The organism is Streptomyces sp. Y309, assembly GCF_056712025.1.
On record NZ_CM160048.1, the window covers coordinates 1,170,228 to 1,196,592 of the forward strand.

Sequence of the window (26,365 nt, forward strand, 5' to 3'; positions counted from 1 at the left end):
TGATAAAGGCCGCGCTGGTGGCGCTGGTCGTGCGGTTCACTTCGGGCACATCAGGTGCTGCAGGCGTGCTGGGGGCTTCGGTCACGTCAGTCGAGTCCCAGTTCGTCGTCGAGTGCGTTGAAGAGTTCCTCGTCCGAGACCGAGTCCAGGTCCAGGTCGTCGTCGTCCGCCGGGCCGGTGCCGCCCGCGCCCGCTCCCACTCCCTGGCTCTGCGGTGCGCTCCAGCGCGACAGCAGGGTCTGGAGCCGGATGGTGATCTTCGAGTGGGCGATGCTGTCCGTCTCCATCGCCAGCAACGACGACTCCAGGCGGTCCAGTTCGTCGAGCACCGAGAGCCCGCCTCCGCCCGCGCCGTCGCCGAGCGGCAGGGCCGTGGCCAGGTGCGCGGCGAGGGCGGCCGGGTTCGGGTAGTCGAAGATGAGGGTGGCGGGCAACCGCAGGCCGGTGGCGCCGTTCACGGCGTTGCGCAGCTCGACGGCGGTGAGCGAGTCGAAGCCGAGCTCCCTGAACGCGCGGTGGGCCTCGACGGCCGCTGCGGACTCGTAGCCGAGGACGGCGGCCACGTGGGTGCAGACCAGTTCGGTGAGCACCTTGTCGCGCTCGGCCGCGTCGAGTCCCGTGAGCTGGGCGAGCAGGGGTGCCTCGCCGGTCGATGCTGCCGATGCGGCCGTGGCGCCACCGGCTGCGGACCGCCGCAGCGGCGCGGGCACCAGGCCGCGCAGCAGCGTCGGGACCGCCTCGGTGTCCGTGCCCGCGGCGACGCGCAGGGCCGCGGTGTCCAGGCGTACGGGGACGAGGGCCGCGGGCGCCTCGGGTGCCGTCAGGTGCACGGCGGTGACCGCGGTGTCCAGGAGGGCCAGGCCCTCCTCCGTGGACAGCGCCGCCACGCCGCCGCGCGCCATGCGCTGGAGGTCGGCGTCGGCGAGGGTGCCGGTCATGTCGCTGTCCTGCGCCGCCCACAGGCCCCAGGCCAGGGAGGTCGCGGGCAGGCCTTGGGCTCGGCGGTGCTGGGCCAGTGCGTCCAGGTAGGCGTTCGCCGCCGCGTAGTTCGCCTGACCCGCGCCGCCGAAGACGCCGGAGGCCGAGGAGAACAGCACGAAGGCGGACAGGTCGAGACCGGAGGTCAACTCGTGCAGGTTCAGCGCCGCGTTCACCTTCGGGCGCAGCACCGCCTCCAAGCGGTCGGGAGTCAGGGACGTGACCAGGCCGTCGTCCAGGACTCCGGCCACGTGCACCACGGCGGACAGGTCCGCGCCACGCTCGGCGACGAGCGCGGCCAGGGCGTCACGGTCGGCCACGTCACACGCGGCCACGGTGACCTTCGCACCCAACTCCCGCAGTTCGTGCCGCAGTTCGTCCGCGCCCGACGCGTCGGGGCCGCGGCGCGAGACCAGCAGGAGGTCGCGTACACCGTGGTGCTCGGCCAGGTGTCGGGTCACGACCCGGCCCAGGCCGCCGAAGGCGCCCGTCACGAGGACGGTGCCTTCGCCCCACGGGGCGACCTCGCCGTCGGCCGACTCGGTGGAGACCCGGGACAGCCGGGGCACCCGGACCGAGCCGTCTCGTACCGCCACCTCTGGCTCACCGGATGCCAGTACGGCGCCGAGCACCGCGTCGTCCACGGCTGCGTCCGCGTCCGCGTCTGCGTCTACGTCCACGAGGACGAAGCGGCCCGGGTGCTCGGAGCGGGCCGACCGCACGAGACCCCACACCGCCGCGCTCGACGGATCAAGGGCTTCGCCCGTGTCTCCGGTCGCCACGGCGCCTCGCGTCACCACGACGAGGCGCGACGCCTCGAACCGCTCGTCCGCGAGCCAGCTCTGCACCACACGCAGTGCCTCGGTCAGACGTGCGGAGACGGTCTCCGGCCGCACGTCACTCTCGGTACCGCCACCGGCCTGCCACACCACGGCCGCAGGAGCGGCCTCTTCGGCGCCCAGGTCCTGGAGCGAGACCGCCGGCACCGGTTCGGCCGACGCCAGGGGCTGCCGCCTCCACTCGACGTGGAACATCGAGTCGCCGAGGTCGCCGCTCCTGAGCCGGTCCACCTCGACCGGCCGGAAGACCAGCGAGTCCACGGTGGCGACCGGTTCGCCGAGTCCGTCCGCGACGGTGAGCGTCACGGCGTCGTTGCCGGCCGGAGCCAGCCGGACGCGCAGGGCGGAGGCGCCGGTCGCGTGCAGCGAGACGCCGCTCCAGGCGAACGGCAGCCGTGCCCCGTCGCCCTCGCCGTCCTCGGCCGCCGCGTTGCCGCGCAGTACGCCGAGGCCGAGCACGTGCAGCGCCGCGTCAAGGAGCGCGGGGTGCAGCCGGAACGCTTCCGCGTTCTCGTGCTGCTCCTCGGGCAGGGCGACCTCGGCGAACACTTCGTCGCCGCGCCGCCAGGCGCCGCGCAGGCCCTGGAAGGCCTCGCCGTACGCGAAGCCGAGTTCCGTCAAGTGCCGGTACAGGCCCTCGACGTCGACCTCGGCGGCGTCGCGCGGCGGCCATTCGGCGAGCCGGAAGCCGGCCACCGGCTGCCCGTCGGCGAGCACGCCGCTCGCGTGGGCGGTCCAGCCGCCGTCACCGGCGTACCCGTCGCGGTCTTCGCGCTCCTCGCGGGAGTGCAGGGCGAGGCTCCGACGTCCGCTCTCGTCCGCCGCGCCGAGGCTGAGTTGCAGCTGTACGCCGCCACGCTCGGGCAGCACCAGCGGGGCCGCCAGCGTCAGCTCCTCCAGCACCCCGCAGCCGACCTCGTCACCGGCCCGTATCGCCAGCTCCACAAAGGCCGTACCGGGCAGCAGCACCCGCCCCGCCACGGCGTGATCGGCCAGCCACGGATGCGTGGCCACCGACAGCCGGCCGGTGAACAGGTACCCGTCCGCGTCCGCCAGCGGCACGGCCGCCCCCAGCAGCGGGTGCTCGGCGGAGGCAAGCCCCGTGGCCGACATGTCGCCGACCGCACCGGCCGCACCGACGGCCGCGCGCGGCCAGTAACGGCTCCGCTGGAAGGCGTACGTGGGCAGGTCGACGCGGCGGCGGGACTCGACGGGGGCGTACAGCGACGTCCAGTCGACCTCGACGCCGCGCACATGGGCGTGGGCGAGGGCGTTCAGGAAGGTGTCGGGCTCGTCGCGGTCCTTGCGCAGGGCGGCGATCAGGCCCGCCTGTGCGGCCGGGTCGGTGATCGTGTCGTGCGCCATGGCGGTCAGGACGGAGTCCGGGCCCAGCTCCAGCAGTGTGGACACACCTTGGGTGGTGAGCGTGGTCAGGCCGTCGTGGAAGCGGACGGCCTCACGCACGTGCCGCACCCAGTAGTCGGGGTCCTTCAGCTCGTCGGCGGTGGCGAGCTGACCGGTCAGGTTCGACACGACCGGCAGCACCGTCTCCTCGTACGTCAGGCCCTCGGCCACCCGCCGGAACTCGTCCAACACCGGGTCCATCAGGGGCGAGTGGAAGGCGTGGGACACCTTCAGCCACCGCACCTTGCGGCCCTGGCCCCGGAGGGTCTCCTCCAAGCCCTCCAGAACGACCCGCTCACCGGAGAGCACCACCTGGGCGAGACCATTCACGGCCGCCACACCGGCACGGTCTTCCATGCCCTCCAGCAGCGGGAGAACATCCTCCTCGGCCGCCTGCACGGCGAGCATCGCGCCGCCCTCGGGCAGGGACTGCATCAACTGGCCGCGTGCGGCGACCAGTTGAGCCGCATCCTCCAGCGACCAGAGCCCGGCTACGTACGCGGCCGTCAGCTCGCCGATCGAGTGTCCGCCGACGATCTCGGGACGTACCCCGAAGGACTCGGCAAGCCGGTACAGCGCGACCTCGACGGCGAACAGCGCGGGCTGCGCGTACGCCGTCTGCTCCAACAGCCCGGCGTCCTCGCCGAACATCACATCCTTCAGGGGCCGGTCCAGGAATCCGTCCAGGTGGGCGCACACCTCGTCCAAGGCATCCGCGAACACGGGGAAGGCGTCGTACAACTGCCGCCCCATGCCGAGCCGCTGGCTGCCCTGCCCGGTGAAGACCACGCCGAGTCGGCCCTCGACCACGGAGCCCGACACCACACCCGGACCACCACCGGAAGCCAACGCCTCCAATCCGGACAGGAACTGTCCTGATCCCCGGCCCAGGACGACAGCACGGTGTTCGAGCGGCGAGCGGCCCGACAGGAGGGACCAGCCCACATTCACCGGGTCGACGTCGGCGTGTGTCACGACGTGCTCGCGCAGGCGGTCGGCCTGCGCCCGCAGCCCCTCCGCGCTGCGCGCCGACACCAACCACGGCACATTGGATAGAACGCTCGTTTTAGCGGACTCGGTGGTCTCCGCCGCAGGAGCCTGCTCCACGATCACGTGCGCGTTCGTCCCGCTCACGCCGAAGGACGACACACCCGCGCGACGCGGCCGCTCGGCCGCGGGCCACTCGCGGGCCTCCGCGAGGAGTTCGACGGCCCCGGCGGACCAGTCGACATGGGTGCTCGGCTCGTCCACGTGCAGGGACCGCGGGAGGACACCCTCCCGCATCGCCATGACCATCTTGATGACACCGGCGACACCGGCGGCGGACTGCGTGTGCCCGATGTTGGACTTGATGGAGCCCAGCCACAGCGGCCGGTCGTCCGCCCGCTCCTGCCCGTACGTGGCGAGCAGCGCCTGCGCCTCGATCGGGTCCCCGAGCGTCGTACCCGTACCGTGCGCCTCGACGGCGTCGACGTCACCGGCCGTGAGCCCCGCGCTTGCCAACGCGGCGCGGATCACGCGCTGTTGGGACGGGCCGTTCGGGGCGGTGAGGCCGTTGCTGGCGCCGTCCTGGTTGATCGCCGATCCGCTGACGACCGCGAGGACTTCGTGGCCGTTGCGGCGGGCGTCGGAAAGGCGCTCCAGGAGGAGCAGGCCGACGCCCTCGCCCCAGCCCGTGCCGTCGGCGGCCTCCGCGAAGGGCTTGCAGCGGCCGTCGGCCGCGAGCCCGCGCTGGCGGCTGAACTCGATGAAGGCCGCGGGGCTGACCATGACGGTCACGCCGCCCGCGAGGGCCATGTCGCACTCGCCCTGGCGCAGCGCCTGCGCGGCCAGGTGCAGGGCGACCAGGGACGACGAGCACGCCGTGTCGACGGTCACCGCCGGGCCTTCGAGGCCGAAGCTGTAGGACAGGCGGCCGGAGATGACGCTGGTGGCGTCGCCGGTCATGAGGTAGCCCTCGACGCCTTCCGGGGCGTGGGCCAGGCCCGCCGACCAGCCCTGGGAGCAGGCTCCGACGAACACACCGGTGCTGCTGCCGTGCAGGCTCGACGGCGCGATGCCGGCGCGCTCGAACAGTTCCCAGGAGGTCTCCAGGAGGAGCCGCTGCTGCGGGTCCATGGCGAGGGCCTCGCGCGGCGAGATGCCGAAGAGACCCGCGTCGAACTCGGACACGTCATAGAGGAATCCGCCCTGCGCGGCGAAGCCCGCGTCGTCGGCGGAGCGGCCCTGGTCCGGCTGGAAGAGCCCGTCGGGGCCCCAGCCGCGGTCGGCCGGGAAGCCGGAGATGGCGTCCGTGCCGTCGGCGACAAGGCGCCACAGGGCGTCCGGGCTGGTGGCGCCGCCGGGGTAGCGGCAGCTCATGGACACGATGACGATCGGGTCGTCGTCCTCGGCACCCGCCGCACGTCCGGCCGGGACCACGGACGCACCCGGCGCCGACGTCGCCCCGCCCACCAACTGCGCCCGCAGATACCCCGCGAGCACGGCCGAGGTCGGGTAGTCGAAGACGAGGGTGGTGGGCAGCTTCAGGCCGGTCGCGGCGGCGAGCCGGTTGCGGACCTCGACCGCCGTCAGCGAGTCGAAGCCCAGCTCACGGAACGCCCGGCTCGGCTCGACCGCCTCTGCACCGGAGTAGCCGAGCACCGAGGCCGCCTGGCCGCGCACCAGGTCCAGCAGCAGCCGCTCCTGTTCCCGTTCGGCCAGACCCGCCAGCCGCTCGGCCCACTCGGAGCCCGCGCCGGAACCGCGCACGCCCGCGTCGGCCGTCGCCTCCGGCTCGGCGAGCGCGCGCCGCACCTCGGGCAGGTCTCCGATGAACGGGCTCGGCCGCACCGACGTGAACGAGGGCGCGAACCGCTCCCAGTCCACGTCCGCCACGGCCAGGAACGTCTCGTCGTACGCGACGGCCTGGGCCAGCGCCGCCACCGCACGCTCCGGCGCCATCGCCGTCACCCCACGGCGCCGCAGGTGCTCCTCGGCCTCCTCGGCGGCTGCCATGCCGCTGCCGCCCCAGGCGCCCCAGGCGACCGAGGTGGCGGGCAGACCGCGGGCACGGCGGCGCTGGGCGAGGGCGTCGAGGTAGGCGTTGGCAGCCGCGTACGCGCCCTGGCCTCCACCGCCCCACACACCGGAGTTGGAGGAGAAGAGGACGAAGGCGTCGAGGCCCTCGGCGTCCACCAGCTCGTCCAGGTGCATGGCACCCGCCGTCTTCGCGCCGAACACCTCCGCGATATCGGCCGCGGTCATGTCCGCGACCGTGTACGCCGGGCTCACACCGGCGGCATGGAAGACGGAGCGGACCCTGTGCCCGCTGGCCGCCAGGTCCTCCAGGAGACCGGCGACCGCGTCCCGGTCGGCGACGTCGCAGGCCGCGACGGTGACCTGGGCCCCCAACTCCTCCAGTTCGGCCTTGAGTTCACCGGCACCCGGCGCGTCGAGGCCACGACGGCTCGTCAGTACGAGGTGCTCGGCACCCTCGCGCGCCAGCCACCGCGCCACATGCCCACCGATGGCACCCGTGCCACCGGTGACGAGGGCCGTGCCGCGCGGCTTCCACTCCGGCTCCGCGCCCTGGTCCGCGTCCACGGGGGCGTGGGCGAAGCGGCGTACGAAGACGCCCGTGCCGCGCACGGCGAGCTGGTCCTCGTCGCCGATTCCCGTCAGGATCGCGGCGAGCCGGGAACCCGTGCGGGTGTCGTACGACGGGGGCAGGTCGATCAGGCCGCCCCACCGGTCCGGGTGCTCCAGCGCCACAACCCGGCCGAGCCCCCACAACTGCGCCTGAACCGGGGACTCCAGAGCGTCACTGCGCCCCGTCGAGACCGCACCGGACGTCACCGCCCACAGCCGCGCCCCGACCCCGGCATCACCCAGGGCCTGCACCAACGCGACGGTGCCCGCCAGGCCGACGGGTACGCCCTCGTGCTCCGCGTTCGCCGACTCGTCGAGGCCGAGCAGCGAGACCACGCCCGCGAGCCCCGCCTCCCCGGCCGCGTCCCGCAGCCGCCCGGCCAGCGCCTCGCGCGTCAACTCCTCTGCGGGCACGCTCAGTTCGACGATCTCCGCACCGGACTGCTTCAGCGCTTCGACGGCACCCGTCGACCACGCGTGACCGTCGGCGCTCTCCGGCGCCACGACAAGCCAGCGACCCGACAGGGTGGGGGTCGGCAGGCCGCCCGGCATCGGTTTCCAGGTGACCCGGTAGCGCCAGCCGTCGATCGCCGACCGCTCACGCCGCTGCCGCCGCCACGACGCGAGTCCCGGCAGCACCGCACCCAGCGAACGCTCGTCCACGTCGACGAGCGTGGACGTCAACTGCTCCAGGTCCTCGCGCTCCACGGCCTCCCAGAAGCGCGCCTCCACCTCGTCCACCGCCTGCGCGGCAGCGCCGTCGGTGTCCTCGTCGGGGGCCACCATCCAGTAGTGGTCGCGCTGGAAGGCGTAGGTGGGCAGGTCGACGGTGGTGCGGGAGCCCGGGAAGAGGGCCTTCCAGTCGAGTTCGGCGCCGTGGGTGTGGGCTTCGGCGAGGGAGGCGGCCAGGCGGTCGGCGCCTCCTTCGTCGCGGCGGAGGGAGCCGAGAGTGGCCGCTGGGCTGTCGGTGGCGTCGATGGTGGCTTGGACCGGGACGGTGAGCACCGGGTGCGGGCTCATCTCCAGGAACAGGCCGTGGCCTTCGGTGAGCAGGCCGCGGGTGGCGTGCTCGAACAGGACCGTCTGGCGCAGGTTGCGGTACCAATAGCCCGCGTCCATCGGGGCGTTGGCGTCCAGCCACTCCCCCGTAAGCGTCGAGTACAGCGGCACCTCGGCGGCCTGCGGGGCAACCCCGTCCAACGCCTCCACGATCTGCCGCTCGATCTGCTCCACGTACGAAGAATGCGAGGCGTAGTCCACCGGGATCGTTCGCGCCCGGACGTCCTGCGCCACGCACTGGGCGACCAGCTCCTCCAGCGCCTCGGGCTCGCCCGAAACCACCACCTGGGCGGGCCCGTTGACGGCCGCGAGCTCAATGCGACCGCCCCAGTCAGAGATCAGCTCGCGCACCTCGGCCTCGGGCAGCGGCACGGAAACCATGCCGCCCTTGCCCGACAGCTCCCGGATGGCCAGGCTCCGCAGCGCCACCACACGAGCCGCGTCGCGCAACGACAGCACACCGGCCACGCACGCGGCCGCGATCTCACCCTGGCTGTGACCCACCACGGCCGCAGGCTCCACACCCGCCGCCTGCCAGACGGCGGCGAGCGAGACCATCACGGCGAAGAGGACAGGCTGGACCACGTCCACCTCGTCGAACCGATCGCCGTTGAGCTCCTCCAGCAGGTCCCAGTCCACGAACTCCGACAGGGCCTCCGCGCACTCCCGCATCCGCCCGGCGAAAACCGGGCTGGAATCGAGCAGTTCACGCGCCATCCCGGCCCACTGCGACCCCTGCCCCGGGAAGACAAACACCGGGCGGGCCGTGCCGCCGCCCTGCGCCCGCCCCGTGACGACGTTCCGGTCGGTCGCGTCCCCCTGTGCCAGCTGCTCAAGCCCGGCCAGGAGTTCCGCACGATCCCGGCCGAGGACGACACCCCGGTGCTCGAACCGCGACCGCGCCACCGCCAACGACCAGGCAACATCACCCAGTTCGAGGTCGGCGTGCGCCTCGAGGTGGTCCCGCAGCCGATCCGCCTGTGCGCGCAGGGCCTCCGGTGTCCGGCCCGAGAGGGCCAGGGGCACCACGCCCGGCAGCACGGACGACGAGGGAGCCACAGCCGCCTCGGTCTCACCGGGAACCGGCGCCTGCTCCACGATCACATGCGCGTTCGTCCCGCTCACGCCGAACGACGACACACCCGCACGACGCGGCGCACCGCCTTCCCGCTCGCCCCACTCACGAGCCTCCGTCAGCAGCTCGACAGACCCCGCCGACCAGTCCACCTGCGGCGTCGGCTCATCGACATGCAGCGTCCTCGGCAGCACCCCCTGCCGCATCGCCATGACCATCTTGATCACGCCCGCCACACCGGCGGCGGCCTGCGTGTGCCCGATGTTCGACTTCAACGAGCCCAGCCACAAGGGCTGTTCGCCGGAGTGCTCCTTGCCGTACGTGGCGATCAGGGCCTGCGCCTCGATGGGGTCGCCGAGCGTGGTGCCCGTGCCGTGCGCCTCGACCGCGTCGACGTCGCCCGGCTTCAGGCCGGCGGCGGACAGCGCGTCCCGGATGACGCGCTGCTGGGAGGGGCCGTTCGGGGCGGTGAGACCGCTGCTCGCGCCGTCCTGGTTGACGGCGGAACCGCGGACGACCGCGAGGATCTTGTGGCCGTTGCGGCGGGCGTCGGACAGACGCTCCAGGAGCAGCAGGCCCGCGCCCTCGCCCCAGCCCGTGCCGTCGGCCGACGCGGCGAAGGACTTGCAGCGGCCGTCCGTCGACAGGCCGCGCTGACGGCTGAAGTCGATGAAGGTGCCCGCCGTGGGCATCACGGTCACGCCGCCCGCGAGGGCGAGCGAGCATTCTCCCTGGCGCAGGGCCTGCGCCGCCAGGTGCAGGGCCACCAGCGAGGACGAGCAGGCCGTGTCGACGGTCACCGCCGGGCCTTCGAGGCCGAGGGTGTAGGCGACGCGGCCCGAGACGACGGAGCCCGCGTTGCCGGTGCCGATGTAGCCCTCGACGCCTTCCGGCAGGGCGTGCAGGCGGGTCGCGTAGTCGTAGTACATGACGCCCGCGAAGACGCCGGTGCGGCTGCGGCGCAGCGAGACCGGGTCGATGCCCGCGCGCTCGATCGCCTCCCAGGCGGTCTCCAGGAGGAGCCGCTGCTGCGGGTCCATGGCTAGGGCCTCACGCGGTGAGACGCCGAAGAAGGAGGCGTCGAACTGCGGGGCGTCGTAGAGGAAGCCGCCCTCGGCGGTGGTGCTGGTGCCCTGGTTGTCCGGGTCGGGGTCGAACAGTTCGTCCGTGTCCCAGCCGCGGTCGGTGGGGAACGGGGAGATGGCGTCCACGCCGTCGGCCACGAGCCGCCACAGGTCTTCCGGCGTGTTCACGCCGCCCGGGTAGCGGCAGCTCATGCCGACGATCGCGACGGGCTCCTGCCGGGCGTCCTCCAGTTCGCGGACCCGGCGGCGGGCGTCGCGCAGATCGGCCGTCGCCCGCTTCAGGTATGCGAGGTACTTCTCCTCGTCCGCCATTTACAGCGCCTCCTCGAAGCGGTCGGGGCGGTCCGTGTCCGACCCGGTGTCTGAGCTGTCTTCGTGTGTGGGTGAAGGGGTCTGGAGCTCGCTGTCGAGCAGGTCGAAGAGTTCGTCGGCGGTGGTGCCTTCGAGGTCTTCGAGCTCCCGGTCGCGGTCCGGGGCCGTGCCCGCGGCCGCGTCACGCGCGGTGGTGCGGGCGGTGTCCCAGGCGGTGAGCAGGGAGCGCAGTCGGCCGGCGACGCGGTCGCGTTCGGCTCCTTCGATGCCTTCGCCGCTGTTGCCCGCGGCCTTCAGGACGCTCTCCAGGCGGTCGAGTTCGGTGTCCAGGTCACCGGGGTCGACCAGGCCGCCGGGGGGTGTGACGGCCGTCGTGGGCAGCTCTTCCGACAGGTGCTCGGCGAGTGCCGCCGGGTTCGGGTAGTCGAAGATCAGCGTGCTCGGCAGCCGCAGTTCGGTCTCCGCGGTGAGGCGGTTGCGCAGCTCGACGGCCGTGAGGGAGTCGAAGCCGAGTTCCAGGAAGCCCCGGCTCAGCTCGACGGCGTTCGGCGACGCGTAGCCGAGCACGCCCGCCACGTGGGTGCGGACGAGGTCGAGCAGCATCCGGTCGCGCTCGGCGCCCGTGCGGCCCGCCAGGCGCTCGGCCAGCGACTCGGTGCGGGCGGCGGCCGGGGTGTCCGTGCCGCTCTGTACGCGCCGGACGGCCGGCCGGACGAGTCCCCTGAGCAGTGCGGGCAGCGCCTCCGTCGGCTGGGTGCGCAGCGCCGCGGTGTCGATGCGGATGGGGACGAGGGCCGCGTGCTCGCTCGCCGGGGCGAGGTCGAGCAGAGGCAGCGCCTGGTCGGTGTCGAGCGCGAGGACGCCGCCGCGCGCCATGCGCCGGAGGTCGGCGTCGGCGAGGGTGCCGGTCATGTCGCTGTCCTGCGCGGCCCACAGGCCCCAGGCCAGCGATGTCGCCGGGAGGCCCTGGGCACGGCGGGTGGCCGCGAGCGCGTCGAGGTAGGCGTTCGCCGCCGCGTAGTTCGCCTGACCCGGGCCGCCGAACACGCCGGAGGCCGAGGAGAACAGCACGAAGGCGGACAGGTCCAGGCCGGAGGTCAACTCGTGCAGGTTCAGTGCCGCGTCCACCTTCGGTCGCAGGACGGTCGCCAGGCGCTCAGGGGTGAGGGAGGTGACGACGCCGTCGTCGAGGACTCCAGCCACGTGTACGACTGCCGACAGCTCGTCGCCGGACTTCTCCAGGAACGCGGCCAGGGCGTCGCGGTCGGCCACATCGCACGCGGCGACGGTGGCCGAGGTGCCCAACTGCGCCAGTTCCGCCTGGAGTTCGGCCGCGCCGTCGGCCTCAAGGCCACGGCGCGACACCAGCAGCAGATCCCGTACGCCGTGCCGCTCGGCCAAGTGCCGGACCACCACGCGGCCCAGTCCACCGAAGGCGCCGGTCACCAGAACCGTGCCGGAACCCCACGGCGCCTCGTTCTCGCCGGACGCAGTCGCAGCGGCCACGCGCGACAGCCGCGGTATCCACACCGCGCCCTCCCGCACCGCCACCTCGGGCTCACCCGACGCCAACGCCGCAGCGAGATCCGACGCTGCCACTTCAGGCCTGTCGGCGTCCACAAGCACGAACCGGCCCGGATGTTCGGTCTGGGCCGACCGCACCAGGCCCCCCACAGCGGCAGCCACCGGGTCAGGCGAGGCCGCACCCGTGCCGACCGCCACCGCACCTCGTGTCACTACGACAAGGCGGGACCCCTCAAAGCGCGCGTCGGCCAGCCAGTCCTGCACGGCACCCAGCGCCGCAGCCAGCGACGCGGAGACGGCCTCCGGGCGAGCCAGGCCCTCAAGGCCAACGGTCGAATGTTCGGCCGACCACACCACCGCCGCCGGAACCTCCTCCCCGGCTTCGACGGCCGCACCCAACACCGCGAGATCCGCGTACGCCCGCGCCCCCGGCACACGACCGGCATCACCGAGCACCGCCAACGGCACCTGCGCGGCCGCCGAAGTCACGGACTGCCGCTGCCACTCGACGTGGAACAGCGAATCCGCGTGCGGGTGCGTCGCGCTCATCTGCTCGATGAGCTCCTTCGACATGGGCCGGAAGACGAGCGCGTCGACCGAGGCCACGGGTGCGCCGGTGGCGTCCGCGACCTCCAGGGAGACGCCGTCCGTGCCGTTCGGCGTCAGCCGGACGCGGACCGTGGCGGCACCCGCGGCGTGCAGGGTGACACCGGTCCAGGTGAAGGGCAGCCCGCCGGCCGTGGGCGCCGTGTCCGCGGGGGCCTGCGTACGCGTACCCGCGGCACGGGCGTGCAGGGCTGCGTCGAGGATCGCCGGGTGCAGGCCGAAGGCTCCGGCCCGCGTGGTGTCGTCGTCGGGCAGGGCGACTTCGGCGAACACCTCGTCACCGCGCCGCCAGGCGCCGCGCAGCCCCTGGAACACCGGCCCGTAGTCGAAGCCCGCGGCGGCCAGCTCCTCGTAGAGTCCGTCGACCGCCAGCGGCTCCGCGTCGCGCGGCGGCCAGGAGGTCAGGTCGTCGGACGCCGTCGGGGCGGCGGCCGTGTCCGGCCCGGTCTCGGTGAGGGTTCCGGTGGCGTTCTTGGTCCAGGTGTCGGCCGACAGGCTCTCGGCCCCGGCGCCCGGCTCCGGACGCGAGTGCAGGCTGATGGGCCTGCGGCCGGAGGCGTCGGGTGCCTCGACACGCAACTGGAGCTGCACGCTGCCGTGTTCGGGCAGGACCAGCGGCGCGCCGAGCGTCAGCTCGTCGAGCGTGCCGCAGCCGATCTGGCCGCCCGCGTACCCGGCGAGCTCCACGAAGGCAGTCCCCGGCAGCAGCACCCGTCCGGCCACGGCGTGGTCGGCGAGCCACGGGTGCGTGGCCAGGGACAGGCGGCCCGTGAACAGGTACCCGTCCGTGTCGGCCAGCGGCATCCCGGCCCCGAGCAGCGGGTGCCCCGCCGGGGCGAGCCCCGCGGACTCGACGTCGGCGGAGCCGCCGGTCTGCCGGAGCCAGAAGCTCTGGTGCTGGAAGGCGTACGTGGGCAGGTCGACGCGGCGGCGGGACTCGACCGGGGCGTACAGCGGCGTCCAGTCGACCTCGACGCCGCGCACGTGGGCCTTGGCGAGGGCGGTCAGGAAGGTGTCCGTTTCCGGGCGGTCCTTGCGCAGCGCGCCGATCAGGCCTGCCTGATCGTCCGCGTCCGTGAGCGTGTCGAGCGCCATCGCGGTGAGTACGGAGTCGGGGCCCAGCTCCAGCAGCGTCGTCGCGCCGAAGTCGGTGAGGGCGCCGAGGCCGTCGTGGAAGCGGACCGCCTCGCGGACGTGGCGGACCCAGTACTCCGGGTCCTTCAGCTCGTCGGCGGTGGCGAGCCGCCCGGTCAGGTTCGAGACGACCGCCAGCGACGGGTCCTGGTACGTCAGGCTCTCGGCGACCTTGCGGAAGTCGTCGAGCACCGGGTCCATCAGGGGTGAGTGGAAGGCGTGCGAGACCTTCAGCCACCGCACCTTCCGGCCCTCACCGCGGAGGGTCTCCTCCAGGCCCTCCAAGACGCTGCGGTCGCCGGAGAGGACCACCTGCGTGGGGCCATTGACGGCCGCCACACCTACTCGCTCCGCCTCTCCCACCAGTAGCGGCAGTACGTCGTGCTCGGGCGCCTGCACGGCGAGCATCGCGCCGCCCTCGGGCAGCGCCTGCATCAACCGGCCGCGTGCGGAGACGAGTTGGGCCGCGTCCTCCAAGGACCAGAGCCCGGCTATGTACGCCGCCGTCAGCTCGCCGATCGAGTGTCCGCCGACGATCTCGGGACGTACACCGAAGGACTCGGCAAGCCGGTACAGCGCGACCTCGACGGCGAACAACGCGGGCTGCGCGTACCCCGTCTGCTCCAACGCCTCCGCGTCCGCACCGAACACGACCTCCTTCAGGGGCCGATCCAGCAACCCGTCCAAGTGTGCGCACACCTCGTCGAGCGCGTCCGCGAACACGGGGAAGGCTTCGTACAACTCCCGGCCCATACCGAGCCGCTGGCTGCCCTGCCCGGTGAACAGAACGCCGAGGCGGCCCTCGACCACCGACCCCGAGACCACACCGGCACCACCGGCGACCACGGCCTCAAGACCGTCGAGGAACTCCTCCCGCTCCCGGCCGAACACCACAGCCCGGTGCTCATGCAGGGCCCGGCCCGACAACAGCGACCAACCCACATCGACGGGCTCCAGCTCAGGGCGCCCGATCACGTGCTCACGCAGCCGATCGGCTTGTGCCCGCAGCGCCTCCGTGCTCCGCGCCGACACCAACCAAGGCAGACTAGATAGAACGACCGTTTTAGCCGACTCGGTAGTCTCCGCCGCCGGGACCTGCTCCACGATCACGTGGGCGTTCGTGCCGCTGACGCCGAACGACGACACACCCGCGCGACGCGGCCGCTCGGTCTCGGGCCACTCGCGTGCCTCCGTCAGCAGCTCGACAGCACCCGCCGACCAGTCGACGTGCGTGCTCGGCTCGTCCACGTGCAGCGTCTTCGGCAGGACTCCCGCCCGCATCGCCATCACCATCTTGATGACACCCGCGACACCGGCGGCGGACTGCGTGTGCCCGATGTTCGACTTCACCGATCCCAGCCACAGGGGCCGGTCTTCGGGCCGCTCCTGCCCGTACGTGGCGAGGAGGGCCTGGGCCTCGATCGGGTCGCCGAGTGTGGTGCCCGTGCCGTGGGCCTCGACGGCGTCCACCTCATCGGCGGTGAGACCGGCGGTCGCCAACGCGGCGCGGATGACGCGCTGTTGGGAGGGGCCGTTCGGGGCGGTGAGGCCGTTGCTGGCGCCGTCCTGGTTGACGGCGGAACCGCGGACGACCGCCAGGACTTCGTGGCCGTGGCGTCGCGCGTCCGACTGCCGCTCAAGAAGCAGCAGGCCGACACCCTCGCCCCAGCCCGTGCCGTCCGCCGCCTCCGCGAACGCCTTGCAGCGGCCGTCGGCCGCGAGCCCGCGCTGGCGGCTGAACTCGATGAAGGCGCCGGGGTTGGACATGACCGTGACGCCGCCCGCGAGGGCGAGGTCGCACTCGCCCTGGCGCAGGGCCTGCGCGGCCAGGTGCAGGGCGACCAGGGACGACGAGCAGGCCGTGTCGACGGTCACCGCCGGGCCTTCGAGGCCGAAGGAGTAGGCGAGACGGCCGGAGATGACGCTCGTCGCGCCGCCCGCCAGCAGATAGCCCTCGACGCCCTCGGGCGCCTGCTGGAGCCCGGAGCCGTAGCCCTGCGACGAGGCGCCGACGAACACACCGGCCTGGCTGCCGTGCAGTGTCGCCGGGTTGATGCCGGCGCGCTCGAACAGTTCCCAGGAGGTCTCCAGGAGGAGCCGCTGCTGCGGGTCCATGGCGAGGGCCTCGCGCGGCGAGATGCCGAAGAAGGCCGCGTCGAACTCGGCTGCGTCGTAGAGGAATCCGCCCTCCGCCTTGTAGGACGCCGCCCCGGTGCCCTCCCAGCCGCGGTCGGCGGGGAAGACGGAGATGGCGTCGGTGCCGTCGGCGACCAGGCGCCACAGGGCGTCGGGGCTGGTGGCGCCGCCGGGGTAACGGCAGCTCATCGAGACGATGGCGATGGGGTCGTCGGCCGTCGCGGGCGCGGCCGACGGTGTGCCCGTGGTCGTGGTGCCGGGCTCGTCGCCCAGTGCCTCGCGGCGCAGGTGCCCCGCGAGGACGGTCGAGGTCGGGTAGTCGAAGACGAGGGTTGCGGGCAGTTTCAGGCCGGTGGCGGCGCCGAGCCGGTTGCGCAGGTCGACGGCGGTGAGCGAGTCGAAGCCCAGCTCGCGGAAGGCCCGCCCGGGTTCGACGGCTTCCGCGCCCGCGTAGCCGAGGACGGCGGCGGCCTGTGCCCGTACCAGGTCGAGGACCGACCGCTCCCGCTCCGCCGGCGGCAGGGCGGCGAGCCGCTCGGCCCATGCGGAGCCCGTCACCGGGCTCTTCGCCCCGGACGCGACGGCCGTCTCCGGTCCGGTGAGCGCGCGCCGCACCTCGGGCAGGTCCCCGATGAAGGGGCTCGGCCGCACCGAGGTGAAAGCGGGCGCGAACCGCTCCCAGTCGACGTCCGCCACGGCCAGGAACGTCTCGTCGTACGCCACGGCCTCGGCCAGTGCCGCGATCGCGCGCCCTGGTGCCATCGCCGTGACGCCGAGGCGGCGCAGGGCTTCCTCGGCCTCCTCTCCGGCCATTGCGCTGCCGCCTCCCCACAGCCCCCACGCGACGGAGGTGGCGGTGAGGCCGCGGGCGCGCCGGGCTTCGGCGAGCGCGTCGAGGTGGGCGTTGGCGGCGGCGTACGCGCCCTGGCTGCCGCTGCCCCACACGCCCGCGTTGGAGGAGAACAGCACGAACGCGTCGAGCGATCCGGTGTCGAGGAGTGCGTCGAGGTGGGCGGCGCCCGCGACCTTCGCCTCCAGGACGTCGGCGATGTCGGCGGCGGTCATCCCGTCGAGGGGCTGCTCCTGGCCGACGCCCGCCGCGTGGAACACGGAGCGCAGGGTGCGTCCCTGGGCCGCGAGTTCGTCGAGGAGGCCCGTGACGGCGTCCCAGTCGGACACGTCGCAGGCGGCGACGGTCACTTCGGCGCCCAACTCCTCCAGTTCCGCCTTCAGTTCACCGGCGCCGGGGGCGTCGAGGCCGCGTCGGCTGGTGAGGACGAGGTGCTCGACGCCCTCGCGCGCCAGCCAGCGCGCCACGTGCCCGCCGACGGCACCCGTGCCGCCGGTGACAAGGGCCGTGCCGCGCGGCGTCCACTCCGGCTCCGCGCCCTTGCTCACGGCCGCCGCGTCCACGGGGGCGTGCGCGAAGCGGCGTACGAAGACACCCGTGTCCCGCACCGCGAGCTGGTCCTCGTCCCCGGCGTCCGCCAGCACGGCCGCGAAGCGCGACGCGGACCGGGCGTCGTACGCCCGGGGCAGGTCGATGAGACCGCCCCACCGGTCCGGGTGCTCCAGCGCCACGACCCGGCCCAGGCCCCACACCTGCGCCTGGACAGGGTTGACGACCCGGTCTCCGCGCCCGGTGGCGACGGCTCCGCCGGTCACCGCCCACAGCCGCGCCCCGATCCCGGCGTCACCGAGGGCCTGCACCAGGGCGACAGTGCCCGCGAGCCCCGCCGACACGGCCTCGTGCGCGTCATGAGCGGACTCGTCGAGGCCGAGCAGCGAGACCACACCGGCGAGCCCCGCCGCGTCGGCCACGTCCCGCAGCCGCACGGCGAGCGCCTCACGCGTCAACTCCTCGGCCGGTAGGGCCAGTTCGACGGGCTCTGCACCGGCCGTCGTCAGCGCTTCCCGCACACCCGCCGTCCACGGGTGGTCCACCGCGTCCTGCGGCAGCACGACGAGCCAGCGTCCGGAGAGCCCGGACGTCGGCAGGGTGCCGCTCGGCAGCGGCTTCCAGGTGACGCGGTAGCGCCAGCCGTCGAGTGTCGAGCGCTCGCGCCGCTGCCGCCGCCACGACGACAGCACCGGCAGGACGGCACCCAGTCCGGCGGACGTCGAATCGTCCGCCACGTCCAGCTCGGCGGCCAGCTCCTCCAGGTCCTCGCGCTCCACCGCTTCCCAGAACCGGGCCTCCACGTCGGCCACGGCGGACAGCGGCGTGCCGTCCGGCACCCGGCCGTCGTCCGTCAGCCAGTAGTACTGCCGCTGGAAGGCGTAGGTGGGCAGGTCGACGACGGTTCCCGCGCCGGGGTAGAGGGCGTTCCAGTCGAGTTCGACGCCGTGGGTGTGGGCTTCGGCGAGCGAGGCGGCGAGGCGGTCGGCGCCGCCCTCGTCGCGGCGCAGCGAGCCGAGGGTGGCCGCGGGGCTGTCGGTGGCGTCGATGGTGGCTTGGACCGGGACGGTGAGCACCGGGTGCGGGCTCATCTCGACGAACAGGCCGTGGCCTTCGGCGAGCAGGCCTCGGGTGGCGTGCTCGAAGAGGACCGTCTGGCGCAGGTTGCGGTACCAATAGCCCGCATCCATCGGGGTGTTGGCGTCCAGCCAGGCACCGGTGAGGGTCGAGTACAGCGGGACCTCGGCGTCCTGCGGGGTGACCCCGTCCAGCGCCTCGGCTATCTGCTGCTCGATCTGCTCCACGTACGAGGAGTGCGAGGCGTAGTCGACCGGGATCGTCCGCGCCCGGATGTCCTGCGCCACGCACTGGGCAACCAGCTCTTCCAGCGCCTCCGGCTCGCCCGAAACCACCACCTGGGCGGGGCCGTTGACGGCCGCGAGCTCGATCCGGCCGTCCCAGCCCGAGATCAGCTCGCGCACCTCGGCCTCGGGCAGCGGCACAGACACCATGCCGCCCTTGCCCGACAGCTCCCGGATGGCCAGGCTCCGCAGCGCCACCACACGGGCGGCATCGCGCAGAGTCAGCACACCGGCCACGCAGGCCGCCGCGATCTCACCCTGGCTGTGACCGACCACAGCCGCAGGCTCCACACCCGCCGCACGCCACACCGCAGCCAGCGACACCATCACCGCGAACAGCACCGGCTGGACCACATCCACCCGGTCGAACCGCTCGCCGTTGAGCTCCTCCAGCAGATCCCAGTCCACGAACGCGGACAGCGCCTCCGCGCACTCCCGCATCCGCTCCGCAAACACCGGCGACTCATCGAGCAGTTCACGCGCCATCCCGGCCCACTGCGACCCCTGACCGGGGAAGACAAACACCGGACGGACCGTGCCGCCGCCCTGCGCCCGCCCCATGACGACGCCCTGTGCGGTCGCGTCCCCCTGTGCCAGCTGCTCAAGCCCGGCCAGGAGTTCCGCACGATCGCGGCCGAGGACGACACCCCGGTGCTCGAACCGCGACCGCGCCACGGTCAGGGACCAGCCGACGTTCGCCAGGCCGATGCCCATGCCGTCGCCGTCGTCGTCGAGCAGCCGCTCCCGCAGCCGCGTCGCCTGCGCCCGCAGGGCGCTCTCGCTCTTCGCCGACAGGGCCAGCGGGACCACGCCCGGGACCACCGACGGCGCGGGGGTCTCGTCGGGCCGGTCGCCGGCGTCGTTGTCGGCGGGCAGTGGTTCCTCCATCGGCGCCTGCTCCACGATCACGTGCGCGTTGGTGCCGCTCATGCCGAAGGAGGAGACGCCCGCGCGACGCGGCCGTCCCGCCTCCCGCGCGGTCCACTCGCGCGCCTCGGTCAACAGCTCGACGGCCCCTTCGGACCAGTCGACCTCGGTCGTCGGCGCCTGTGCGTGCAGGGACTTGGGCAGGACGCCGTGCCGCATCGCCAGGACCATCTTCATGACGCCCGCGACGCCCGCGGCCGCCTGTGCGTGCCCGATGTTGGACTTGACCGAGCCGAGCCACAGCGGCTCCTGGCCCGCGGACCGGTCCTTGCCGTACGTGGCGATGAGGGCCTGGGCCTCGATCGGGTCGCCCAGTGACGTGCCCGTGCCGTGTGCCTCCACCGCGTCCACGTCGGCACCGGTGAGTCCGGCGCCGGCGAGGGCGGCGCGGATGACGCGCTGCTGGGAGGGTCCGTTCGGGGCGGTGAGGCCATTGCTGGCGCCGTCCTGGTTGACGGCGGAGCCGCGTACGACGGCGAGGACCTGGTGGCCGTTGCGGCGCGCGTCGGAAAGCCGCTCCAGGACCAGCATGCCCACGCCTTCGCCGACGCCGAAGCCGTCGGCGCCCTCGGCGAACGGCTTGCAGCGGCCGTCGGCGGCCAGGCCGCGCTGGCGGCTGAACGCGACGAGAGTGTCGGAAGTGGCCATGACCGTGGCGCCGCCCGCGAGGGCGAGCGAGCACTCGCCCTGTCGCAGCGCCTGCGCGGCCAGGTGCAGGGCGACCAGCGACGACGAGCAGGCCGTGTCGATGGTGACGGCGGGGCCTTCGAGGCCGAAGGAGTACGAGATGCGGCCGGAGACGACGCTCGTGGAGTTGCCGGTCATCAGGTGGCCTTCGAGGCCCTCGGGGATGTTGCGCACGCTCTCGCCGTAGCCCTGCGACGAGGCGCCGACGAACACGCCGCCCGCGCTGCCGCGCAGCGTGGCCGGGTCGATGCCGGCGCGCTCGAAGGCCTCCCAGGAGGTCTCCAGGAGGAGGCGCTGCTGCGGGTCCATGGCGAGGGCCTCGCGCGGGGAGATGCCGAAGAAGGAGGCGTCGAACTCGCCGGCCTCGTGCAGGAATCCGCCGCCGCGCGAGTACGTGGTGCCCTGGTGGTCGGGGTCGGGGTGGTAGAGGGACGCGGTGTCCCAGCCGCGGCCCTCGGGCAGCCCGGAGGTGGCGTCGGCGCCCGCGCCGACCAGCCGCCACAGGTCTTCGGGGCTCTCCACGCCGCCGGGGAAGCGGCAGCTCATCGCGACGATGGCGATGGGTTCGTCGGTGTGGTCGCGGTCGCCCGGTCCGCGGCCGGTCGCGGGGGCAGGGCTCGCCGTGTCCGTGTCGCCGCCGACGAGTTCGGCCTTGAGGTGGCGGGCCAGGGCGAGCGGGCTCGCGTAGTCGAAGACGAGGGTGGCGGGCAGCCGCAGGCCGGTCGACTCGTTGAGGCGGTTGCGCAGTTCGACGGCGGTCAGCGAGTCGAAGCCGAGGTCGCGGAAGGCCCGTTCGGAGTCCACCTGGTCGCCGGAGCCGTGGCCGAGGACGGCGGCGGCCTGGCCGCGCACGTGGTCGAGGAGGGCCCGGTCCCGCTCGTCGTCGGGCAGTCCGCGCAGACGGCGTACGAGGGCCGACGCCTCGCCGCCGGACCCGTCCCCGTCGGCGACGGCACGCCGGGCGGGGCCGTGCACGAGGCCACTGAGCAGCGGCGGCAGCTGCCGGCCGTGGGTGGTGCGCAGCGCGGCGGTGTCGAGGCGTACGGGAACCAGCGCGGCGGCGCCGAGTCCGAGCGCGGCGTCGAGCAGGCCGAGGCCCTGCTCGGTGGCGAGGGGCGCGATGCCGGAGCGGGTCATCCGGTCCAGGTCGTCGGCGGTGATCTGCCCGGCCATGCCGCCGCGTTCGGCCCACAGGCCCCAGGCGAGGGAGGTGGCGGGCACGCCCTGGCCGCGCAGGTGCTGCGCGTAGGCGTCGAGGAAGGTGTTGCCCGCGGCGTAGTTGCCCTGTCCGGCGCCGCCGAGGACGCCCGCGACGGAGGAGAACAGGACGAAAGCGGCCAGGTCGGCGCCGTGGGTGAGGGCGTGCAGATTGACGGCGGCGTCGACCTTGGGACGCAGGACGCGGCCGAGCTGCTCGGCGGTGAGCGAGGCGGTGATGCCGTCGTCGAAGACGCCCGCGGTGTGCACGACGGCGGTGAGCGGGTGCTCGCCGGGGACACGGGCCAGTGCTTCGGCCAGGGCGTCCCGGTCTGCGGCGTCGCAGGCGACGATGTCGGCGACCGCTCCCGACTGCGCGATGTCCGCAGCGAGTTCGGCGGCACCCGGCGCGTCGGGGCCGCGGCGGCCGAGGAACAGCAGGTGGCGTACGCCGTGTTCGGCGACGAGGTGCCGGGCGACGAGCCCGCCGAGGCCGCCGGGGGCGCCGGTGACCAGGGCCGTGCCGTCCGGGTTCAGGGCAGCCGGGGCCTCGGCGGGCTCACCGAGGCCGCGGCCGAGCCTGGGGACGTGTACGGCTCCGGCGCGGATCGCGCACTCGGGCTCACCGTGCGCGTACGCGGTGGGCAGCGCGCGCAGCGACTCGGGGTCGCCGTCCACATCGGCGAGGACGAACCGGCCGGGCTCCTCGGACTGCGCCGAACGCAGCAGGCCGAGGACGGCGGCGTGCGCCAGTCCGGACACCGGCTCGTCGGCGGTGACGGCGGCGGCACCACGCGTCAGGACGATCAGGCGCGCGTCGGCGAGGCGTTCGTCGGCAAGCCATTCCTGGAGGAGCGCGAGGGCGTCACCGGTGGCGGCGTGTACGGCTTCGGCGATCTCGCTCTCGCCCGAGTCATCGAGGTGGGCGAGCGGCCCGGCCGCGACGACGACGTCGGGCACGGTCGCGGTGCCGTCGGCGAGGGCTGTGGTGAGGTCCGCGAGGGTGGTGTACGAGGTGACGTCGACGCCGTCCTCACCGAGGAGGCGGGCCAGCTCGGCTGCGGCGGTGCCGTCGGTGCCGAGCACGGCCCAGGAGTCGGCGGCGGCGCGCTCCGCCTGGGCCGGGGCGACGGCCGGAGGCTGAACCCAGGCGACGCGGTACAGGTGCGGTACGCGGGTGCGCCGGGCGGCGAGGCTCCGGCTCACGTCGACGGTGCGGGACACCAGGGAGCCGATGCGCGCGACCGGCGCCCCGGAGTCGTCGGCGAGCAGCACCGACACGGAGTCGCCGCCGCTCCCGGAGCGGGACAGGCGTACGCGCAGGGACTTCGCCCCGGTGGCGTACAGGGCCACGTCGCTCCAGGAGAACGGCAGCCGCGGCGCGCCGCCCGCCTCGTCGGCGTCGTCCGAGGGGCCCTGGGCGAGGTGGGCCGCCTGGAGCGCGGCGTCGAGGAGTACGGGGTGCAGGCCGAACCGGCCCGCCTCGTCACGCCGGTCCTCGGGGATGGCGACCTCGGCGAACACCTCGTCGCCGCGCCGCCAGGCGCCGCGCAGCCCCTGGAAGGCAGGGCCGTACTGGACGTCCGCCGCGGCGAACTCCTCGTACAGACCGTCGATGCCGACCGCCTCCGCGTCGCGGGGCGGCCACTGGGCCAGGTCGAACTCGGCGGGCGCGGTCGACGCCTCGGGCGCGGTGCTCGCGGCGAGCACGCCGGTGGCGTGCCGGGTCCACGGCTCCGCGTCCGCGCCGTCCTCGTCGGGACCGGCTTCCGGCCGGGAGTGGAAGGCGAGGGTCCGCCGCCCGGAGGCGTCGGCGGCTCCCACGGTCAACTGGAGCTGTACGCCGCCCGTTTCGGGGACGACCAGGGGCATCTCCATGGTGAGCTCTTCGACCAGGTCGCAGTCGACCTGGTCGCCCGCGCGCGTCGCCAGCTCCACGAAGGCGGTCGCGGGCAGCAGCACGGCACCGGCGACGGCGTGGTCGGCCAGCCACGGATGCGTACGCAGCGAGAGCCGCCCCGTGAGCAGTTGCCCGTCCCCGTCGGCCAGCGGCACGGCCGCGCCCAGCAGGGGGTGACCCGTGTCCCCGAGCCCGACGGCGGTGACGTCACCGGCGCCGGGGTCGGCGTGCAGCCAGTAGTGCTGGTGCTGGAAGGGGTAGGTGGGGAGGTCGACGACGGTTCCCGCGCCGGGGTAGAGGGCGTTCCAGTCGAGTTCGGCGCCGTGGGTGTGGGCCTCGGCGAGGGAGGCGGCCAGGCGGTCGGCGCCGCCCTCGTCGCGGCGCAGCGAGCCGAGGGTGGCGGCGGGGCTGTCGGTGGCGTCGATGGTGGCTTGGACCGGGACGGTGAGCACCGGGTGCGGGCTCATTTCCAGGAACAGGCCGTGACCTTCGGTGAGCAGGCCGCGCGTGGCGTGCTCGAACAGGACCGTCTGGCGCAGGTTGCGGTACCAATACCCGGCGTCCATCGGGGTGTTGGCGTCCAGCCAGGCGCCGGTGAGGGTGGAGTACAGCGGGATCTCGGCGGCCTGCGGGGTGACCCCGTCCAGCGCTTCGGCTATCTGCTGCTCGATCTGCTCCACGTACGAGGAATGGGAGGCGTAGTCCACGGGGATGGTGCGGGCGCGGATGTCCTGCGCGACGCACTGGGCGACCAGCTCTTCCAGCGCCTCCGGCTCGCCGGAAACCACCACCTGGGCGGGGCCGTTGACGGCCGCGAGCTCGATCCGGCCGTCCCAGCCCGAGATCAGCTCGCGCACCTCGGCCTCGGGCAGCGGCACGGATACCATGCCGCCCTTGCCCGACAGCTCGCGGATGGCCAGGCTCCGCAGGGCGACCACGCGGGCGGCATCCTCCAGCGACAGCACACCGGCCACGCAGGCCGCCGCGATCTCACCCTGACTGTGACCCACCACAGCCGCAGGCTCCACACCCGCCGCACGCCACACCGCCGCCAGCGACACCATCACCGCGAACAGAACGGGCTGGACCACATCCACCCGGTCGAACCGATCGCCGTTGAGCTCCTCCAGCAGATCCCAGTCCACGTACGCGGACAGCGCGTCCGCGCACTCCCCCATCCGCTCCGCGAACACCGGCGACTCGTCGAGGAGTTCACGCGCCATCCCCGCCCACTGCGACCCCTGCCCCGGGAACACGAACACCGGACGGACCGTGCCGCCGCCCTGCGCCCGCCCAGTGACCACACCACCAGCCGCACTGTCACCCTCGGCCAACTGCTCAAGACCGGCCAGCAGCTCGTCCCGGTCCTGCCCGAGGACCACGCCCCGGTGCTCGAACCGCGACCGTGCCACCGCCAACGACCAGGCCAGGTCGCCCGGTTCAAGTCCGGCGTCGGCCAGCAGTCGCTCCCGTACCTGCCCGGCCTGCGCCTGCAGGGCGCTCTCGCTCTTCGCCGAAAGGACCAGCGGCACCACGCCCGCGATCACCGACGGAGCAGCAGCGCCCTCCGGCTCATCGGAGACCGGCTCCTCGTCCGCCGGAGCCTGCTCCACGATCACGTGCGCGTTCGTGCCGCTCATGCCGAACGAGGAGACGCCCGCGCGCCGGGGCAGCCCCGGCTCCCGCTCGGGCCAGTCCCGCGCCTGCGTGAGGAGTTCGACGGTGCCCGCCGACCAGTCCACTTCGGACGTCGGGGCGTCCACGTGCAGCGTCTTCGGCAGGACACCGGCACGCAGCGCCATCACCATCTTGATGACACCGGCGACACCGGCGGCGGACTGCGTGTGCCCGATGTTCGACTTCAACGAGCCCAGCCACAACGGCCGTTCCGCCGAGTGCTCCTTGCCGTACGTGGCGAGGAGGGCCTGGGCCTCGATGGGGTCGCCGAGCGTCGTGCCGGTGCCGTGCGCCTCCACGGCGTCCACATCGCCGGCCGCCAGGCCCGCGTTGGCCAGCGCGGCCCGGATCACGCGCCGCTGCGAGGGACCGTTGGGCGCGGTGAGGCCGTTGCTCGCGCCGTCCTGGTTGACCGCGGAGCCGCGTACGACCGCGAGGACGCGGTGGCCGTTGCGCCGGGCGTCGGAAAGGCGCTCGACGAGCAGCATGCCGACGCCCTCGCCCCAGCCCGTGCCGTCCGCGGCCTCCGCGAACGCCTTGCAGCGGCCGTCGGCGGCAAGGCCGCGCTGGCGGCTGAACTCCACGAAGGTCTCCGGCGACGACATGACCGTCACGCCGCCCGCGAGCGCCATCGTGCACTCGCCCTGGCGCAGCGCCTGCGCGGCCAGGTGCAGGGCGACCAGCGACGACGAGCACGCCGTGTCCACGGTCACGGCCGGGCCCTGGAGGCCGAGGACGTAGGAGAGGCGGCCGGACATGACGCTGGTGGTGTTGCCGGTGAGCAGGTGGCCCTCGACGCCTTCGGGGGCCTGTCGGACACCTTCGCCGTAGCCCTGGTAGCCGGAGCCGACGAACACGCCGGCGCGGGTGCCGCGCAGGGTGGCGGGGTCGATGCCCGCCCGTTCGAAGGCTTCCCAGGCGGTCTCCAGGAGGAGCCGCTGCTGCGGGTCCATGGCGAGGGCCTCGCGGGGCGAGATGCCGAAGAACGAGGCGTCGAAGTCCCCCGCTTCGTGCAGGAAGCCGCCGTGGCGGGCGTAGAAGGTGCCTTGCTTGTCCGGGTCGGGGTCGTAGAGTCCCTCGACGTCCCAGCCGCGGCCGTCGGGCAGTTCGCCGATGGCGTCGGCGCCGTCGGCGACGAGCCGCCACAGGTCCTCGGGGCCGCGTACGCCGCCGGGGAAGCGGCAGCTCATGCCGACGATCGCGATGGGCTCCCTGGAAGCCGCCGTGAGCTGCTGGTTCTGCCGTCGCAGCCGCTCGGTCTCCTTCAGAGACGCGCGCAGCGCTTCAACGACCGTGTCCGAAGGCCTCGTCATGTCCGGCTCCACATCCGTGCTGCGTCATTTCGTGCTGCGTGAGGAATTGGTCTGGGTCCCGCGCCGACTGCTCCGCGCCTGCGGCGCGTTTTGCTGCTGTCCACATCAGGAGCAGGAGTGCT

Annotated in this window: 1 protein-coding gene and 1 pseudogene; both read right to left on the reverse strand. The window is 73.7% G+C overall.

All coding sequences use genetic code 11. The features are described 5' to 3' along the window. Nucleotides 1-86: 86 nt before the first annotated feature. A pseudogene (locus tag AC0KTA_RS04125) lies at nt 87-10,370 on the reverse strand (type I polyketide synthase); the annotation flags it as partial. A gap of 12 nt (nt 10,371-10,382) precedes the next feature. Further along, nucleotides 10,383-26,243 carry a type I polyketide synthase gene (locus AC0KTA_RS04130; protein ID WP_481053713.1) on the reverse strand — a complete coding sequence of 5,287 codons (15,861 nt, stop codon included), beginning with the start codon at nt 26,241-26,243 and terminating at the stop codon, nt 10,383-10,385. Nucleotides 26,244-26,365: the final 122 nt, after the last annotated feature.

Coding starts and splice junctions, on each gene's coding strand:
- AC0KTA_RS04130 (WP_481053713.1), bottom strand. CDS start 26,243: ATGACGAGGCCTTCGGACACGGTCGTTGAAGCGCTGCGCGCGTCTCTG.